This window comes from Treponema bryantii, assembly GCF_900111035.1.
Taxonomy (GTDB): Bacteria; Spirochaetota; Spirochaetia; order Treponematales; family Treponemataceae; genus Treponema_D; species Treponema_D bryantii_C.
Map to the genome: position 1 here is coordinate 378,858 of NZ_FOFU01000002.1, position 18,311 is coordinate 397,168.

Sequence of the window (18,311 nt, forward strand, 5' to 3'; positions counted from 1 at the left end):
TTAAATCTTTGTACTCTTTGCTACACCAAAGAAACCTGTAGGCTTAATTGTCAGTATGACTAGAAGGATTACGAAAGAAATCAAATCCTTGTAGCTTGAAGGCAGGAAGGCTGTAACAAAAATCTCAATGAAGCCAAGCAGGAAGCCGCCGATAAAGGCACCTTTGATATCACCGATTCCACCAACTACGGCTGCAATAAAGGCCTTCCATCCGATAATCATTCCCATGTATGGATCCATAACCGGATAAGACATTCCGAAAAGGATTCCGGCTACTGCTGCCAGGGCAGAACCAAGGGCAAATGTAAATGTGATAACTGTATTTACAGGAATTCCCATTAAAGGAATTGCAAATTTGTCATAAGAAATGGCGCGCATACTCATTCCGAGTGTTGTTTTCTGAACTATGAATTGCAGAATAAGAAAAATCACAACCGCACTTACAATAACCAGAACCTTAAGGCTGGTGATTGTAACCGGTCCGATATTCCATACATACTTTGGAAGAATATCAGGGAAGCTTCTTGCAGATGCACCAAGAATTGCAAGATTTCCATTTTCAAGAATGAAGCCTATCATTAAGGCTGTAATAACTACATAAAGTCTGTTTGCTCCCTTTGCTCTAAGGGGTTTATAAGCTATTTTTTCTATACCAACACCTAAAAGGGCTGTAAGGGCCATAGTACAAACAAGAGTAATTACAAATAAAGGTACTCCTGCCAGGCCCGCAAACTTTGCAGTTAATCCGGCTACTACAAAAAAAGCGATGTAGGTTGATGTCATGAAGATATCTCCATGAGCAAAGTTTATGAGCCTCAAAACGCCGTAAACAAGACAGTAGCCCAGGGCAATCATTGAATAAAAACTACCCCACTGCAGGGCATTAAAAATGTTTTGAATAAAAAATGTCATACACACCTCCATCGTACAAAATCTTTTCTTGTCCCAGAAAATCTGGTGGCCGGAACTGCCGATACCACCAGATTTCAAAAGGTAACTTATGGCTTCAAGCTCTTTACATATTCGAACTCGCCTTCTTTTGTTACACGAACTACAACGGCTTCCTTAACTGGGTCTCCATCCGGAGTAAATTGCATATTTCCTGTTACACCGGCAAAACTCTTGATTTTACCCATTGCATCCTTGATAGCTACACGGTCCTTTTTAAGGTTTCCTGTAAGACCTGCATCCTGAATTGCCTGAAGAACAATGTAAGTTGCATCGTATGTAAGGGCAGCAACATCGTCTGGTACATAACCGTAAGCCTTTACATACTTGTCAATGAATTCCTTTGTCTTTCCTGTAGCACCCTTAGCTGCGTAGTGTGTTGTAAAGTAAGCACCAACTACGGCTCCCTTTGAGAGAGGGAACAAGTCGGCAGAACCCCATGAGTCTGAACCCATAACCGGCTTTGACCAGCCCAGATCCTTTGCCTGTGAAGTAATAAGTCCTACAAAGTTGTAGTAGTCTGGAAGGTAAAGGAAGTCAGCGCTTGAGTTTACAACCTTTGTGAGCTGAACACTGAAGTCCTGGTCCTTCTGACCGAAAGATTCAAATACAACAACCTTTCCGTATTTTGACTCCCACTCACTCTTAAAGAGTTCTGCAAGTGTTTTTGAATAGTCGTCTTCGAGGTTGTAAACAATTGCTACGTTCTTTCCGCCGAACTGCTCACTTGCGAACTTAGCTGCAACTGGAGCCTGGAACGGATCAAGGAAGCAGGCACGGAAACAGAAAGGACGGCCTTCTGTAGCCTTAGGGTTTGTAGCCCAAGGTGTAATCATCGGCACCTTCATGTCGTTGTAGATTTCACCGGCAGGAATTGCGCGTCCTGAACCTTCTGGTCCGATTGATGCAAGAACTTTATCGATATCAATCAATTTGTTTGCGGCATTAATAGCAGAGTCTGACTTAAGCTCGTTATCAACATAAACAAATTCAAGAAGATATTTTTCGCCCTTTACATCGAGACCGCCGGCAGCATTGATTTCATTTTTGATGATTTCACCAGCGAACTTAGCGCTTTCACCAACTTTTGGTGAGTCACCGGTAAGAGGAATATTAAAACCAAGTTTGATTGTTTTCTGCTTTTTTGCAGCAAAAGCATTTGTCATTGCCAGAGAAGCAATAACACCAAGTAAGATAATTCTTCGAAGTCTTTTCATATTCGGCCCCTTGTCTTATGCAAAGAGCTTTTCTGAAAGGACCAGCAAAGCTCCCTGCACATAAAATAAAATGTCATACGACACTTTTTCATGCACACAACGTCTTTGCTGACTTATGTTCTGATGTCTTCACGTTACAGAAAAAAAACTTTTAATACATTGGACAAAGTGCATAAAAAAAAAGAATATTTTTATGCACTTTGTCCATAGAGTATCTTTATTTTACCCTCAATGTATCATAAATTTTTATCTGTTCTTCTTTGGAAAGAACTTTCCAGCAATTTGCAGGACTGCCCGACGCAACAGAATCGCCGGCCATCTTTTCTTCCATGGCGGCAAATTCCTGCAAATCAATTCCGTATTCTCTTAAGGTTGGAACTTTCAGCTCCTTTGTAAGAGCTTCCAAAGCCTCAAGAAATTTCTTGGCCCCAACTTTTGGATCACAAGCTTTCTCGGCAGCTCCTATAGTAACTGCCAGTTCTGCAAATTTTTCATAACAGCCTTCAAGAACTGCACGAAGACATTCCACCGCAAGCATAGCATTTGAAATACCATGCGGCACGTGGAAGCAAGCCCCTATAGGTCTGCTCATTCCATGAATGATTGTTGTAGGCGCTCCATTAATCGCAACTCCCGCTTCATAGGCGGCAAAGCTCATATTCTCGCGGGCTTCTTTGTTTGAACCGTCTTTACAGGCAATCGGAAGATATTTAAAAATCCTCTTTACTGCATCAAGACAATACATTTCCGTTACAGGATTTGCTTTACGACAGGTATAACTTTCTACTGCATGACAGAGAGCATCCATTCCAGTTGCCATGGTTATGCTTTCTGGCGCAGAGATTGTGTAGTTATAATCTATGACGGCAAGCTTTGGTAAAAGAGAATCACCTTTATAAAGCAGCTTCTCATTTGTTCCCGTATTTGTAAAAACAAAATATCGTGTAACTTCAGAACCTGTTCCTGCAGTTGTTGGAATCAGAACTAAAGGTGCAAAGTTTCCATTCAATTCCTTGCCCTTATAGTCAATCATTTTTCCTGGCAGCACAGACATGGCTGAAATTGCTTTAGCAGTATCAAGCGGAGTTCCTCCTCCCAGACCGATTATAAAATCACAGTTCTCAAATTTAAAAACCTGTACACCAGACATAATCATTTTGTCATCCGGTTCTCCAGGTAAATCATTAAAAACCACTGATTCAATTTTCAGAGAGGAGAGAAAATTTTGAAGCTCCTGGGTGAGACCTGTTTTGGTAATTATTTTTCCTGTTACGATTAAAGCTTTTGTGCCTAATCCAGATAATTCCAAAGCAGCATTTTTTAATGCACCTTCGCCGAAAAATATTTTGGGAACGGAAGTAAAATTATAATTCATATTTACTCCAGATTGCTGTCAACAATACTCAAAACATCATCAAGCTTTGCAAGTTCTTCATCAATCTGAGTTTCTGTAATAATTAATGGAGGCGCAACAATGATTACATTTTCGTGCGCATAGGTGAAGAAGCCACGGCACTTCAGTTCTTTTACAATTGCACTCATTATTCCCTTTGGATCCTGACCCCATGGAACAAGAGGCTCTCGTGTTTTTCGGTCTTTTACAAGTTCAACTCCACTGAACAGACCGATGTAGCGGACATCACCAACGCATTCATGTTTTGCCTTAATTTCTTCGAGTTTCTGTCCTAGATATTTTCCAACCTTCTGAACATGTTCTTCAATATTGTTTTTCAAATAAAATTCCTGGCAGGCAACTCCGGCTGCGCAGGCAAGCGGATGTCCTGAATAAGTAAGACCACAACTCAGGTATTTGTCATCAAAGAAATGTGCAATTTCATTTTTTACGATTGCGCCACCAAGCGGAATATAGCCTGAGTTTACGCCCTTTGCAAAAGTGATGATATCTGGAGTAACGTCAAAGTTCATATAAGCAAACATTTTTCCGGTTCTGTACCAGCCTGCCATAACTTCATCACAAATCATCATAATGCCAAATTCATCACAGATTTTGCGTACACCTTTAAGATAATTTTTTGGATAGATGATGATGCCATTTGAGCCGACAACAGTTTCCAGAATGATTGCGGCAATTCTGTCACCTCCTTCAAAAATTACCTGTTCACGGAGCTTTTCAACATAATATTCACATTCTGCATCTTCAGATTCAAATTTGATTTTTTCCTGATAAGAGTAAGGTCCGCGAAAGTGAATAAAACCCGGAATAGCAGGCTCAAGAGCAAAGTGACGCGGTTCGCCGGTAAGATTTCCAGCACCAAAGGTAGAACCATGATAAGAACGGTACTGGCTCATAACCTTAAAACGGCCGGTATACATTCGGGCAATTTTGATGGCATTTTCATTTGCATCGGCTCCACCATTTGTAAAAAAGACTTTACCAAAACAGTCAGGAAGTCTGTCTATAATTGATTTAGCAAGTTTTGCTCGCGGTTCAGCCCCCCAGGAACCCTGAACATAAGCATATTTATCGAGCTGAGCTTTAATAGCCTCTGTCATTTCTTTATTTGCATAACCGGCATTTACATTTACCTGTTCAGAAGACATATCTGCATAACGGTTGCCTTCGGAATCATAAATATAAATTCCTTCTGCGTGTTCAACAACAGTTGGATTTAATCCGCCCTGTTTACTCCAGCCAAGCAGAACATTTTCGGTCTGCATTTGTGCAATTTCATCTGCTGTCATAAAATCCTCCTAAAAACAATAAACACCGAATAAGCGGCGTTGCTTTGAAAATATCACAATAAGATTTTTTATTTATTGACAAAAAGTACAAATATTATTATTTTTTGTGTGCAAATTGCCCGATAAGGCAATGTTTTGTAAGGATTAGTTTATGGCTCTTTCACTTCAAACAATTTTTAATTTTACAGAAACTCCTTTTAAGCTTAAGCTGCTGGCCGGAAAAAAAGGCTTCAAAAAAAATGTAAGCTGGGTTTACTATACCGAAGATGCTGCAACAATTGAGTTTATAAGAGGCGGAGAGCTGGCCGTTACCCTTGGCGTTAATTTTGAGAGAAGTAAGGACAATCTGGGAATTCATTCTGATGATTATATTTATATATTTTTAAAAGAGTTCATTGACGAATTTATAAAACATGATGCAACCGGTCTTATTATAAATACTGGCAAATACATAAAAGAAATTCCGCAGAGGGTAATTGATTATTGTAATGAAAAAGATTTTCCGCTTTTTTCAATGCCCTGGGAAATTCACACAATAGATTTAATGCAGGAAATCGGCAACATGATTGCTAATGATAACCTGAATACAAAATCAGTTGAAAAATATTTTTATAAAGCCATTTTTGAACAAAATGATTTTGACCCGCTACAAGTCAAAAATACAATTTTTCGAGACACCAAAGAATTCATGATTGTTCTTATAGAGCTTAAAGAAGAACTATTTAATGATGATATGATGAAGATAAAACGTTATGTAGAATACAATTTCTGCTCGCACTTAAATATCAAACAAAACGAATATGCCTGTTTTATACATAATCATAGAATCATTTTTATTATGAAGGATGCAGGATTTTATGAAATTCATGAAATTTTTAATAATGCAAAAGCCGACAAGTTTTTCAAACATTCAAAGATTTCAATTTCAGATGTTACAAATTCTGTAACAGGGCTCAGCGAAATCTACATCCATGCAGAAGCTGCATTAGAAATAAATGCCTCCCCGGAAAAAATAAATTTTTATGATGATTTAGGAATTTATAAAATTCTTATTGATGTTAGAAACAAAGGAATCCTGAAAAACTTCTATAAGGAAAAACTGGGTAAACTTGAAACAATGGGAGAAGCAAAACATGAAGATTTTCTGCATACCCTGGATTTGTATCTGAAAACTGGCGGTAATATTTTACAAGTTGCTAAATTAAACAACGCACACAGAAATACTATTATTTATAGAATCAATAAAATGGAAGAATTGCTTTTTTCAGATTTTTCAGATGGTGAAACCCGTACCGAACTGCAGGTTGCACTTTATATAAAAAATCTTTTAGAAAAAAATATGTTCGTTTAAGATTCATAGCCCCAAAGCAAAATAATGTGCTATAATCTTACTATATTAATTAAAAGAGAAAAAAATATGTCAAAAGAAGCATTTAGAGAATAGGCAAGTAATGGTGGCAGTCGTTCACAAGATCCTAATTATATAAACGTATCCGCAAATTGAATTTACGTTTACATTACAGTAATATACTTTTTCTCGAGAAATTCGCTCCATTTTGGAAATCTGATTTATTTGGTTGATTTGTTACTTTGTACTTTCTTTATTCTAATCTTTGCTTTTGATAAAGGTTTTATTTCTTCGATTTTAAATAAGAAAACATTTCAAGATTTCGGAAACAAGGCAATGTATATCTTTTTAATACATTATCCAATAAGAATATATTGCGCATGGTTCGTCAAAAAAATATGGGGTTGGACTCCAATTTCTTCTATTTTCTTCATTATTTTTATTTTGATTTCAACCTTTTTTATATCAGATATCCTGTATAGAAATCAAAAGGCTTAGTCTATATTCTTCAATATTATAAAAAAACTCTTTATGTTAGCCCTCTTAACATTGCAAATTGGAATTTAAATTCTATCAGAAGTCCAGAAGGCTGGCCGTCTGGCAGATAATCCAAAAAGACAGAGTCTTGTTGGCGGAGGTTTAGAAAGGGCAACGTTGCCCTTCTCAGGATTCCAAAGGGCAGAGCCTTTTGGTGGCTATGAAGTGGAGAAAAAAAGCGGTGAAAGACTTCCTTTTGGGGAAGCTTTCATTTGCCCGCGCTTTTCGTAACGGAATAGACAAGGGGTCGAGGGGATATGCCCTCGCACAATAGAAGTTTGTTCGCAGATTTTTGTAAAAAACGCGGGCAAACTTCTATTGTGTTAGAACTTGGTCACAAGTTCTGGAGGTGCCCAAAGGGCTCTTTATTCTTGCGGATTTGTTGATTTTTCTGATAGCGTAACGTTGCTTTATCTATGCAAATAAAAAAAAAGGCCAGATGACAGCTCCCTTAAAAGACTGAATCCGTCAACGGATAACTGTTATCTGACCTAAAAAAAATGTCATCACTCGGTTCTCGTAAAAAGCAAATGACATAAATCAATTTTTATCGTTCTATGTCATAATCCCGTTTGTGAGCTTTTTTTTTTCTCTGCTCAGGTTCATGGCTGACGGAATCACTTAAGACTTTCAGCTTTGCATCAAGAAGTTTTGCGAAAACAGAGGTCTTGTCTCCCGCCTTACTGTTCATCCATTTATCAACGTATGCGGAATGCTTTTTAGCCCATGGCTCATTCTTCAAAACAGAATCATACTGCTTCAAGGCTTTCATAAGTTCCTCGTTTTCAGGGTCAAAAGATTTTACGTTAGCAATCTTATGAATATTGATGAAGGCCTGGCTCTTGCGTTCCTCTTCCAGAAAAGAATTGCTAGGGCTTCTTAATACAGAATAGAATACTTCATCTTTGTTATCCCTGATAAAGTTGAATAAAAGCCGTTCCCGCGTTTCTCTCTGCATCTCTGCCAGAGCCTCGAGTTTTCCGCTTTTAGTCATACCTGATAAAGATCCTTTTACACCATCGATAAATTTATCAGCTTCGTGTTTGAGGAATGATAAATGTTCCTTTGGAAGAGAAAGCTTAAATTCTTCTTCCTCTTCCTCTGGCTCTAAATCCAGAAATTCACCAAAGAACTCTTCAAATTCTTTATCGATTAAAGCGAATTTTTCAGCATCTCTTTTTTCTTCAAGATATTCTACCCAATCTGAAAAATCCATTCCTGATGGAACATAGTTCCCGTTTGAAAAACTACTCATACTGTTGTACTCCTCTAAGTAGTTGTTTAATCCCACCAGTCAATTTCTTTTCTGGTACGGGTTATTTTGTTTTTACGTTCCTGAACTTCTGGAATTGCTTCCTTAATTTCACGAACTTCCTTAATCTGGCTGAGGGTATTTCCTCTCATGCCCTTTTCGATGTACTCTCCGAAATTGCTGCAGTAGCTTTGCCTCATGTCTTCCGCAACAATCATCAGTTCATCAGGTGTCTTGTTCCAGAAGTGTTTTGCAAAATACTGCGCCTTATGAAGCCATCCGCAGAACTTTTCTTCAAGGCCGTTAAACCATTCGCAAAGGCCTTTTCCATCTCTTCTTCTTGCCATAAGTCTTGCATCGTCAAACTTTATGTCATCTGCAAAAGTGAAGTATGGGGTAGCCGCATTGTTGTTGACTTTCTCGGCCCTCTCTGCGAGTTCCTTAGTTTCCTTCAGCATCTGGTCTAAGGCTCTGTCTTTTTCTTTTACCTCCTCCTTTTTCTTTTTAAGTTTCTGCACGAACTTGTGAAGGGATTCGGAAGCATGCTTTCTGGCGTTCGCTAAGAAAGTCTCTTTTTTTGCAACATTTTCCTCGCGCTCTATTAATTCATCTTCCCTGTCGCTCAGTTTGAATTCCCTGCTCTTAATGTCATACTCCTTTTGTACAACATACGCGTTATGCTCTTCCTTTTCTTTTTCAAGGTCCTTTGCCTTCTGCTTGTTTTCTTCAGCTTGTTTCTGGTTGTCTTTTTCCCACTCAACATTATCAGCCGATTCTTTATCAACTGCCTTTACATTTTGAAGAAGTTTTTCTCCAAGTGCGTAAACTTCACTTTTAAGGCTGGGGTCTTTTGAATAAATGTAATCTTCCGTTGTAAGATGGGCTCGCTTTTCATTCGGATTCTCGATTTCAAGGCCATGCTCACGTGCGATTTTTACTAAAAGATTCCTCTGCGCATTAGTCCATTGAATCAGGTTTGTTACCATTCGCGATTTTGTGATTTTCCCGCCTTCGGCTTCTGCTTCTTCAGTCTGTTCTGTTTGCACTGGCTTATCTTTAAGACTTTCAAAACATTTCATACGCTCGTTCAGCGGAACTTCTTCAAGCGAAGGCTCTTCCTTCTTTTTTCTGCGGGGTTTCTTCCTCAGACCGTAGACTTTCTCTGCGACTTCTGGATCAATCTCTATGTTCATGATGCCTTGTTCAAGTAAAGCACCGTTCATGGAGTTTTGAATCTTCTGACCGCGTTTGCAGTTGTAGGCTATTGGGATGTAGTCTAAGTGCATGTGGGGCGCACCTTTTACAAAGCCACCGTTTCCATCCTTCCGCATTTCATCCGCATGATAGTAAGCACCGATTACCTTCATGTTCGGATTCTGCTTCTGAAACTCTTCCAGAAAGGCCTTGTAAATTTCCTTCTGGACTTCTGGATCTGGCATCTGTTCAACGTTTCCGATTGTAATAAGGGCTTCCCTTACGGGTACAAGGTCTTTTGATTTCTTTACCTTCTCCCAATAAGAGTTGAACTGCCGTTCCTTTTTCTTCTGCTTGCCGTTGTATTCCCTGAAAGCTTCTCCGAAAATCTGTTCGTAGGCTTCCTTTGGGGGAACATCAATCCATGTTTCGTGCAGTCCGCCTTTTACAATATGATCCTGCTTTTCACAATATTTGGGGTCTCTGATATTATGTTCTCGACAAGCCTGATAAAGCTTCTTGCGTTTTCTCCCGCTTGAATCAATTCCATCTTTTTCCATTCCGCCGTTGTGGAAAGATGCCGTATAGCTTTCGCTCACTGTTGTACTCCTTTGGGCAGGCTCTTTCACTTTTGGCTTTTGGAACAAAGGCCCTGGGAGTAGCCTTTGTTTCCGTTTTAACTTGTGTTATGCGCTCAGAGATTTTTCAAGATCTTCAAGGCTGATTCCTTTTCTAATCTCACTGATTGCGTAACGAACACCATTTGCAAAGGCTTCATCCGTCTTTGTTTTGGATACTGACTTTGCAGTTGATTTTTTTGCTGCAGGCTTTGCTTTCACTTCTTCAGTTTTAGCTTCTGCCTCCGCTTCTGACTCAGGCTTTGGAGCTGCTGGGGAGACAGTCTCTTTGTCGGTCTTTTCTTCAGACTTTGGCTCTGGCTTAGGCTTTTTCTTGTCCTGAATCTGCTTGTAAACCTGATTCATGCTAAGCTCATCCTTCTTAATAGCTTCCAACTGCTCAGGGCTTGCTTCCTTCAAAACAAGCCTTGTCTTTTCAACAGTCTTTGCAGAAACTCCAATCTGCTTTGCGATGATTTCAGATGCCTTTCCCTTTTCACCGACTACGTTTCCTTTTCCTTTCTCAAAGTTGAAGTTTGCGACTGCATCTAAAAGAGCTTGTCCGCTTAAGTTTCTGCGGTTTATCTGCTCTTTGATTGCAAAAGTCTTTGCTTCTTCGATGTTTGCAAAGTTGTGGATGATACAAGGAATTGTCTTGTTTCCCAGAGATTCCCAAGCACACTTTCTTGTGTGGCCGTCAATCAGGATGTATTCTTTTCCACGCTTCCAGATATGAATTTCGTGACCTGACTTAAAACCTTCTTCTCTCATTGATTCCCGCATCTTTTCCAAAACATCTGCTTCCATAACTAAAAGCTTCTGGAATTCTGGAATGAGGACAATGTCTTTAATTTTGAGAGTTTTCTTCTCTCCGATTTTCTGAGTGGTGTCTTTCACCATGCTGATAATGTCGTTAAGTTTCATATGTTTACCCTTATGTGTTGTTTATAGTTTAGATTTCACTGACAATCAGGAATCTATTACCAGACTGCCAGTGCCACCTTCAAAAGTACTTATGCTGATTTCTGTAAGCGTTCAACGAATGCCAGAACATCAGACTTTTTGTACTTTCTTCTGCGTCCGTCTTTGATGGCTCTTTCTTTCAGCCAATCATAACGTTCACAAGAATGAAATGAAGAAGGTGCGCATCGTAAGTATTCGATGACTTCCTTCTGGAGCCAGAGTTTATCTGGTGATGTTTCATTTTTCATGTGCTGCTCCTCCAAAAGATTAAGTTTTAACTCTCTCCGATTATTTTTTAAGCTCCTACTTTTTCCGGTAAAAGCTTAACTCCATTTTCTTCTTCATCTGCTTCATTATCCTTTATGACATAAACTGCATCCGAGCTAAGTTTTTTAAGAATTGGTGAAAACAAATGTTCCGTACTTTCTGCAATCTTATTCAGGGCAATTTCTTTCTGAATATGATTTGCATAATTGTTGAATACGCTTTCAGTTTTATGGCCTGAACCAATCATACAGATTCTCTGGTCCCCGATATCAGAAAGTGTATTTGTACACCATTCATGACGGAAACTGTGGAAAGTGATTTCTTTTGGATTCGGATAGCCGATTGATTCCAGAGCCCTTCTGAGATATCTGTTGAATCTTTTAGGTGACAAAGGCTTGTCGGGACTTTGAGGGCTGAAGAAGATAAACGATTCAGGTCCTGTTCCCCACGGATTAAAGGATGCCTGATTCAAAATCATGTCTCTTAATTCAGGCGGGATTCTGAATTCTCTTTCTTCTCCGTTCTTTGGAGATTTGAGTCCTTCATAAGGGCTGTATGAATGGCGGATAAAAATTCTGTCTTCACCGATATCACGAATCTGAAGTGCAAGAATTTCCCCCTGGCGCATTCCAGTAAAGCAGGCAATAACGCATGCAAGCTTTACACGGTCGTTATCCCATTCAGCATTGAAGAGCTTTATAGTCTGTTCAAGTGAAAGAATAACTTTTTTCTTTGGAGTGCTCTTAGGAAGAATGATTCCTGAATAACAGTTGTTTTCCGTCATTCCGTTCAGGTGTGCCCATTTTAGGGGAATTGTCACCGCCTGAAGAACAGCCTTTACAGTTTTTGGTGAAAGCTTCTGAGTAGACTCAGCCATAAAAATTTTCTTCACATCATCTCTGGTAATTTCTCCAAGAAGCTTTTCTTCCAGAAGAGGTTTCCAGTAATGCTTGATAATGTTTCTCATGTTCAGGATATGGCGGTTTGTTTCAGAATGACCTTTTAATTCCATTTCACGAAGATAAGCAGATTTATCCCGAGTCCAGAAATCAATAAGGTATTCCATTGCATCACAGTCACCTTTTGCATTTGTCCGTACAGCGGCTTGAATGATTTTTCGGGCTTTCATTACCTCGATAAGATCATTAATTTCCTGCTCAGACAAATCATTCGTCCTGAGATAGTTGAGAATAGAAATAAATGTGAAGGATTGTTTGCCGATTGCTCTTCCAGTTCTGGATGTTCGTTCAGGTACACAGCCTTTTACGACCCATTCCATTACCGTACGTTCGGCATCAGTTTTGTTTTCTTTTCCCGTACTTTTGTTGCGGGAAATTGTTCCGTCTGGGAGACGGACTTGTGCATACCAGAATGGTGAATGCTTTGTTTTGAATAAAAGGTAAGGTTTATTCAACTTACTTTTCCTTAACCGGGCAGGCAGGAAAGTTATTTGTACTTTACCATTATGGTTTCTAAATGTAAAGTACATTCTGACAAATACGCGTATTTTTAAGCCTTACCGTTTACTTTATATTCGAATTTCCAGTTATATGCCCCTGAAAATAGCAAATATAAGTAAAGCTAATTCCTTATACCATATAGAATTAAACCATCCGGATTCTAAATGGCACATAGTGGGCCATCAAGGTTCGAGTCCTGCCCCCGCTATCCAGAAAACTTCCTGAAATCTCAGGAAGTTTTTTTTATTTAACACTAATTCTCGAGATCTCTTACCAGGACTCGAAACGGAGTGAGTGGTCCAAAAAAAGGCGAGCAGTGCGGAGCGTTTTTTAGGAACCAGCGACAGGAGGTCGCTGGTAACGAACGCAGGCGTCGTGGAAGGAGCGGACACGATGTCCGCGACTGGAACCCCGAGTCCTGCCCCCGCTATACTAAAGAACTTCTTGTGAACTCAAGAAGTTCTTTTTATTTAACTTCGATTATTAAGATTTCTTTACAGGACTTATCTTCTTAAAATACATTTCAACTGCATTCGAAAAGAAATACAACGAACTCGTAGAAGAAGGCGACGGTTTTGAAGACGATCCAGACGCATACGAATCAGAAAATATTTTCTTTGTTCCGCCAGAAGGTCAGGAAGACGCTCTTAAAACTGTTATCAGTCAGTGCGAACTATGGACGGATAATGTCGTTGATTTTGATGAATCAGATAATAGCGTTTCTTATTCAATAAATAATGATTATGGTACATTGAGAGTGGCTGAACAAAATCCAGATTATGGAAAATAAAAATCTATCGAATTCATCCATTACTAAAGCAAGGTAATTTTTCCTCACAACTCCGTATACTTTTTATTGCTTCCCTTCGCTTTATCGACAGGATATTTTTTCTCATTCATATCCATTTTCATATTGATGATTTCATCTTCGTTGAGGTTAAGTGCGTCCAGCATATCCTGGCAGTAAACGAGGACATCTGCGAGTTCTTCTTTTACATGCTGGAGGTTGTAGTCTGTGTCGCTCCACTGAAAACATTCGAGCAGCTCGTTAGCTTCAATCGAAATTGATTTAGCAAGATTCGCCGGACTGTGGAACTGAGACCAGTCGCGGTCTTCTACAAATTTTCTAATGCGTTTTTTTGTCTGTTCTGTCATACTATTTTCCCCTAACAAAACTCCGGATAATCTTCTTTTGCAAAGCCGTACTCGCGGTCACCAAAGAGTATCAGTGTAGTTTCATCGAAATCATTCTTGTGTTTTTTCATTGTTTCAACAGCTACTTTTATGGCTTCACGCTGCGGATAGCCATACACGCCGGCGGAAATCAAAGGAAAAGCAATTGTCTTAAGCCCATTTTCCTTTGCGAGCTTTAAGGAATTCTCATAGCAGGCTGCCAAAAGAGATTCTGACTCAGCAGGTGAATGTTCGTAGTAAACTGGTCCAACCGTATGAATAACAAATCTGGACGGAAGATTATAGCCTTTAGTGATTTTAGCCTCGCCGGTTTTGCAGCCGTGAAGTGTACGGCATTCTGCAAGAAGTTCGGGTCCGGCAGCACGGTGAATTGCACCATCAACTCCGCCACCTCCAAGAAGAGAAGAATTTGCTGCATTTACAATTGCATCGCAGCTAAGTCTTGTAATATCACCCTGAATAATTTTCATATTTTAACTCCTCATACACTCATCACACCATTGTTTTACTTTCTGGCCGACCTCTTCAGGCGATAAATTATCTACACGAAGAACATCGACATTCTCACGTCCAATAAACCAGGCTCGTTTTAGCGGCATCATGTATTGAAGATGATGTTCAAAAAAGTTTCGGGATCTGGTTGTATCATTCTGTTTATGCTGTCTCAAAACTTCATCAGCAGCGTCTAAAAAAAGAATTCTATCTGGGAGACATTTTCGGACTTCAGACAATTCCTTTTTAAGTGCATTTTCTATTTCCCAGTCTTCACCAATGCTTTTAGGATAATTAATGGTATAAAACTCAATCTCTTCAGCACCATAATCCATAATGCTGCAGGGATATTCGACAGCCTTTTGATGCCGCACAACTTCTTTATGAAGCCATAATTTCTGAATTTCCAGATAGTCTGGATACTTATTTTTGTCTAAACCGCGCCTTTTAACCTCTTCAATTACATCAGTATTATCCTCATAGCTAATATTGATATAAGGAGCATGTTCCTGAAGATATCTGATCGCAGTTGTTTTTCCAACGGCCATACAGCCCTGTAAAGAGAGAATCATTTTTTTTTATTTTACCGTATGAATCACATAAATTATAGAGCCAGTTACAATTGCTTCGCCTTTTATATTACATACCCGCCCAATCTCAAATTCTCCCTGACTCTCGTAAACCACAAGTGATCCGGGAGTTATTCTTTTTGCGCGGTCAATAATAAGAAGATCACCATTGAATATACACATGTTCCTGAAACGGTCTGTATCCACAGTCATAAAAACCGTTGCCGTAGGATGCTTAATGTAAAGAGAGTTCAAATCTATTCTTTTATCATGAAATCCCTGTGCAGGACATGGATAACCTGTAATCATAACTTTCTTTATAATACATTTGGAATACTTTAAAGTCAATTAAAATAATCTTTTGGAATACTTTAGTTTTACTTTTTTCTGACTATATGTTATAATCTGGATGATTGGAATGGAGACTTTTATGGAAGCAGTTGAATTCTGGACAAAAATCAAAAAGAATCTTTCTGAAATTGGAAAAACTCAGGAATGGCTCTGCAATGAAGCAGGACTGGACCTTCAGTCAATGAGAAACCGCATCTATAAAGAACGCTTTCCTTCTATACAGGAAACGCTGCGTATCCTTGAAGTTTTTGGTACCACTGCAGAAGAGTTCTTTGGAATGAATACAGAAAGACTCGAAAAGACATTTGCAAAAGATGTACTTTTGATTCCAGTTGTGGATCAGGTATTTTCAGCAGGAAAAGGCCAGTATCTTCCAGACAATGACACAGTAAATGAATATATATCCGTTCCAAATCATCTGAAGAAATACGGCAACAGTCTTTCGGCCTCTAAAGTTCGCGGAGATTCAATGGAGCCTACCCTTTTTGATGGCGACACAATCATCTGCGATATCAACGGATACGACGGCACAGATGGTATTTACACAATTCACTATAAAGGCAACGGTTTTGTAAAACGACTCCAGAGTACAGGCGACGGAGTAAAAATTATTTCCGATAATCCCCGTTATGAGCCAATGTTCGCAAACAGTGAAGACGACAGCTTTACCGTAATTGGTAAGGTTAGAGCCGTACTTCATAATATGTAAATGTCAGATAAAACTTACATCGCAATAGACTTAAAATCTTTTTATGCCTCTGTTGAATGCCGCGAACGTCTTTTAGACCCGCTTACCACAAAACTTGTAGTAGCAGATAAAAGCCGTACCAGTAAAACAATCTGTCTTGCAGTAACGCCAGCGCTCAAAGCTTACGGACTCAGCGGCCGCTCACGACTTTTTGAAGTAGAAGCTAAGGCTTGCGAAATCAAACGACAGACCGGCAAAGAACTGGACTACATTATTGCAGTTCCACGGATGTCGCTCTATATCAATTATTCCACCCGCATTTACAATGTATACCTTCGATATTTTGCACCCGAGGATATCCATGTTTATTCGATAGACGAAGTTTTTATAGATGCAACCAGCTACCTTTCTTTTTATAAGATGACAGCTCATGATCTTGCAGTAAAAGTTATCCATGATGTGCTTACAGAAACAGGAATCACAGCTACTGCCGGAATTGCCCCGAATCTGTTTTTATGCAAGGCAGCCATGGATATTGTTGCCAAGCACATTCCCGCAGATAAGGATGGAGTAAGAATCGCAGAACTTGATGTTGCAGGATTTCGACGGCAGCTCTGGAGCCATCAGCCATTAACAGATTTCTGGCGGGTTGGAAGAGCTACAGCTCGCAGACTCGATAAATATTTTATCCGTACAATGGGAGACATAGCCCGCACCTCGCTGGAAAATCCCGAACTACTTTATAAAGAATTCGGTATTGATGCTGAGATTCTCATGGATCACGCCTGGGGCATTGAACCCGTTGGCATGAAGGATATCAAAAACTACAAATCCGAAGCAAAGAGTCTTGGAAGCGGCCAGGTACTTCACGAGCCGTACACTTATGACAAAGCAAAAATCATAGTTCGTGAAATGGCAGAGATTCTGGTACTGGATCTGTTTAAGAAAAAACTCGTCACCGATTCAATTACGCTCCACGTTGGCTACGATATAGAAAGTCTGTATGTACCAGGCTTTGATGGTGAAGTTGTACGGGATTATTACGGTCGAGAAATGCCAAAGCCTGCCCACGGAAGCTGGAGCTTTGGAACAGAAACAAATTCATCAAAGCTAATTGTAGAAGGTTTTGTTTCAATTTTTGAAAAGATTGTAAATCCTTCATGGCTTTTCCGCAGAATCAATATAACCGCAAACAATACAAAGCCAGAAAGCGAACGGCAGCCCAGTCTGTTTGATGAACTTACATCAGATGAAGGCGGAGTAAATCATCAGAAGGAAGACAGCCTTCAAAAAGCCCGCCTTGAAATAATCCGCAAGTTTGGAAAAAACGCCATATTAAAAGGAATGAACCTCGAAGAAGGCGCAACTACCATTGACCGCAACGCTCAGATAGGAGGGCACAAAGCATGACAGAACAGGATGATAAATATGCCGACCTTCTCGACTACAACTGGAATCACGACTCCTTACAAAACCGCATGCCTCTTTCTCAGCGCGCTAAAATATTTTTACCTTTTGCAGCACTTACCGGCTTTGAAGAAGCTCTTGAAAATACATTACGTGCCGAAATAGCCGAGATGGAATATAATGGAAAATCAGATGAACTCTAAACCAACAAATATCGCTCATTATCATCTCCCCGGACTTTTTGAATTCTACGAATTTTATAAAGTATTTCTGCCTTTATATCGGGAGCATAGGGAATACTTTTTTGATTGGTGTGATATTTCATCAATTTATGGTGCACCATCTGATTGCCTTTGGGGCGGTGGTCGAGCTGCTTTTGGCAATGCCAATGTAAAAGATGTAACTGCACTTTTGAACGAATATGAAATCTCTGGCCGGCTTACTTTCAGTAATTCACTTCTTCAGAAAGAATATCTTACAGATAAAAAATGCAACAGACTCTGTGAGATTTTTGAAAAGACAGTCATTAAAAACGGTGTGATTGTTCATTCTGATTTACTGAGTGATTATCTTAATCAGAACTTTCCAAATCTATATCTGGTTTCATCTACAACAAAAGTTATAACTGATTTTGATGCTTTTCTGACAGAACTCAATCGCCCTGAATTCAAATATGTAGTTCCTGATTTCCGATTAAATAAAGAATTTGAAAAACTTTCCGCTATCCCAGTTTCTCTAAAAGATAAGATTGAGTTTTTATGCAACGAATGCTGCAGCTTTACCTGTAAGGAACGCAAAGCATGTTATGAAAATGTTAGCCGTAAAAATCTTGGGCTTGATGTAAAAGATCATATTTGCAGTGCACCAGGTGGAAAAGACGGATATCGTTTTTCACTTGCAATGAAAAATCCAGGATTCATTGGAGTATCAGACATTCAAAACAAATATCTGCCAATGGGCTTTTCAAATTTTAAACTTGAAGGCCGGGGACTTGGCAGTGCAATTGTTCTGGAATTTCTTCTCTACTATATGACAAAACCCGAATATCAGCTGCAGGTACGTGAAGCTATATATCTTGATTCAATGCTGGATTTATTTTAATAC

The 18,311-nt window shown here is 39.4% G+C and carries 18 protein-coding genes; 5 read left to right on the top strand and 13 right to left on the bottom strand.

The genetic code is table 11. From position 1 onward, the window contains the following. The 4 genes from BMY21_RS04940 to BMY21_RS04955 all read right to left on the bottom strand — a co-directional run bounded on the left by BMY21_RS04940 (position 1) and on the right by BMY21_RS04955 (position 4,868). On the bottom strand, positions 1 to 912 hold the full coding sequence (locus tag BMY21_RS04940; RefSeq protein WP_074641453.1) for a branched-chain amino acid ABC transporter permease: 912 nt from the start codon (positions 910 to 912) through the stop codon (positions 1 to 3). Between the two features lie 86 nt (positions 913 to 998). Beyond that, entirely contained in the window at positions 999 to 2,165 is a 1,167-nt protein-coding gene (locus tag BMY21_RS04945) for an ABC transporter substrate-binding protein (protein ID WP_074641455.1), read from the bottom strand. 217 nt (positions 2,166 to 2,382) lie between these two features. After that, positions 2,383 to 3,540: an iron-containing alcohol dehydrogenase gene (locus tag BMY21_RS04950; protein WP_074641457.1), complete on the bottom strand. Its 1,158-nt coding sequence runs from the start codon at positions 3,538 to 3,540 to the stop codon at positions 2,383 to 2,385. Between the two features lie 2 nt (positions 3,541 to 3,542). Continuing rightward, on the bottom strand, positions 3,543 to 4,868 hold the full coding sequence (locus tag BMY21_RS04955; RefSeq protein ID WP_074641459.1) for an aminotransferase class III-fold pyridoxal phosphate-dependent enzyme: 1,326 nt from the start codon (positions 4,866 to 4,868) through the stop codon (positions 3,543 to 3,545). A gap of 151 nt (positions 4,869 to 5,019) precedes the next feature. Between BMY21_RS04955 and BMY21_RS04960 the strand changes: the two genes are divergently transcribed. After that, positions 5,020 to 6,219, top strand: a complete 1,200-nt coding sequence (locus BMY21_RS04960) for a PucR family transcriptional regulator (RefSeq protein ID WP_074641461.1) — start codon at positions 5,020 to 5,022, stop codon at positions 6,217 to 6,219. Between the two features lie 1,081 nt (positions 6,220 to 7,300). Here BMY21_RS04960 and BMY21_RS04965 read toward each other — a convergent pair. The 9 genes from BMY21_RS04965 to BMY21_RS05010 form a co-directional block, all read right to left on the bottom strand. After that, positions 7,301 to 8,008, bottom strand: a complete 708-nt coding sequence (locus tag BMY21_RS04965; RefSeq protein ID WP_074641463.1) for a hypothetical protein — start codon at positions 8,006 to 8,008, stop codon at positions 7,301 to 7,303. 26 nt (positions 8,009 to 8,034) lie between these two features. Then, positions 8,035 to 9,798, bottom strand: coding sequence for a plasmid recombination protein (locus BMY21_RS04970; protein WP_074641464.1), 1,764 nt, complete (start codon positions 9,796 to 9,798; stop codon positions 8,035 to 8,037). Positions 9,799 to 9,885: 87 nt separating this feature from the next. Then, on the bottom strand, positions 9,886 to 10,740 hold the full coding sequence (locus BMY21_RS04975; RefSeq protein ID WP_074641466.1) for a ParB/RepB/Spo0J family partition protein: 855 nt from the start codon (positions 10,738 to 10,740) through the stop codon (positions 9,886 to 9,888). A gap of 89 nt (positions 10,741 to 10,829) precedes the next feature. Then, positions 10,830 to 11,027, bottom strand: a complete 198-nt coding sequence (locus BMY21_RS04980; protein WP_074641468.1) for a hypothetical protein — start codon at positions 11,025 to 11,027, stop codon at positions 10,830 to 10,832. A gap of 47 nt (positions 11,028 to 11,074) precedes the next feature. Continuing rightward, positions 11,075 to 12,460 carry a tyrosine-type recombinase/integrase gene (locus BMY21_RS04985; protein WP_074641470.1) on the bottom strand — a complete coding sequence of 462 codons (1,386 nt, stop codon included), beginning with the start codon at positions 12,458 to 12,460 and terminating at the stop codon, positions 11,075 to 11,077. Positions 12,461 to 13,340: 880 nt separating this feature from the next. Next, positions 13,341 to 13,661, bottom strand: a complete 321-nt coding sequence (locus BMY21_RS04995) for a nucleotide pyrophosphohydrolase (RefSeq protein ID WP_074641472.1) — start codon at positions 13,659 to 13,661, stop codon at positions 13,341 to 13,343. An 11-nt stretch (positions 13,662 to 13,672) separates the two neighbouring features. Then, positions 13,673 to 14,170, bottom strand: coding sequence for an O-acetyl-ADP-ribose deacetylase (locus tag BMY21_RS15800; RefSeq protein ID WP_074641473.1), 498 nt, complete (start codon positions 14,168 to 14,170; stop codon positions 13,673 to 13,675). Between the two features lie 3 nt (positions 14,171 to 14,173). Continuing rightward, positions 14,174 to 14,764 carry a P-loop NTPase family protein gene (locus tag BMY21_RS15805; protein ID WP_074641475.1) on the bottom strand — a complete coding sequence of 197 codons (591 nt, stop codon included), beginning with the start codon at positions 14,762 to 14,764 and terminating at the stop codon, positions 14,174 to 14,176. 6 nt (positions 14,765 to 14,770) lie between these two features. Beyond that, complete coding sequence (locus BMY21_RS05010) at positions 14,771 to 15,070, bottom strand: S24 family peptidase (RefSeq protein ID WP_074641477.1); 300 nt, start codon at positions 15,068 to 15,070, stop codon at positions 14,771 to 14,773. A gap of 121 nt (positions 15,071 to 15,191) precedes the next feature. Here BMY21_RS05010 and BMY21_RS05015 point away from each other — a divergent pair, with 121 nt between their 5' ends. The 4 genes from BMY21_RS05015 to BMY21_RS05030 are packed head-to-tail and all read left to right on the top strand — an operon-like array spanning position 15,192 to position 18,308. Then, entirely contained in the window at positions 15,192 to 15,821 is a 630-nt protein-coding gene (locus BMY21_RS05015; RefSeq protein ID WP_074641479.1) for a S24 family peptidase, read from the top strand. Beyond that, on the top strand, positions 15,822 to 17,210 hold the full coding sequence (locus BMY21_RS05020) for a Y-family DNA polymerase (protein ID WP_074641481.1): 1,389 nt from the start codon (positions 15,822 to 15,824) through the stop codon (positions 17,208 to 17,210). Continuing rightward, complete coding sequence (locus BMY21_RS05025; protein WP_074641483.1) at positions 17,207 to 17,410, top strand: hypothetical protein; 204 nt, start codon at positions 17,207 to 17,209, stop codon at positions 17,408 to 17,410. The genes BMY21_RS05020 and BMY21_RS05025 overlap by 4 nt, the downstream gene beginning before the upstream one ends. After that, the gene (locus BMY21_RS05030) at positions 17,400 to 18,308 is read left to right on the top strand and encodes a hypothetical protein (RefSeq protein ID WP_218141026.1); all 909 of its coding nucleotides are present in this window, start codon (positions 17,400 to 17,402) and stop codon (positions 18,306 to 18,308) included. Before BMY21_RS05025 ends, BMY21_RS05030 begins: the two co-directional genes overlap by 11 nt. The last annotated feature ends 3 nt before the right edge of the window (positions 18,309 to 18,311 follow it).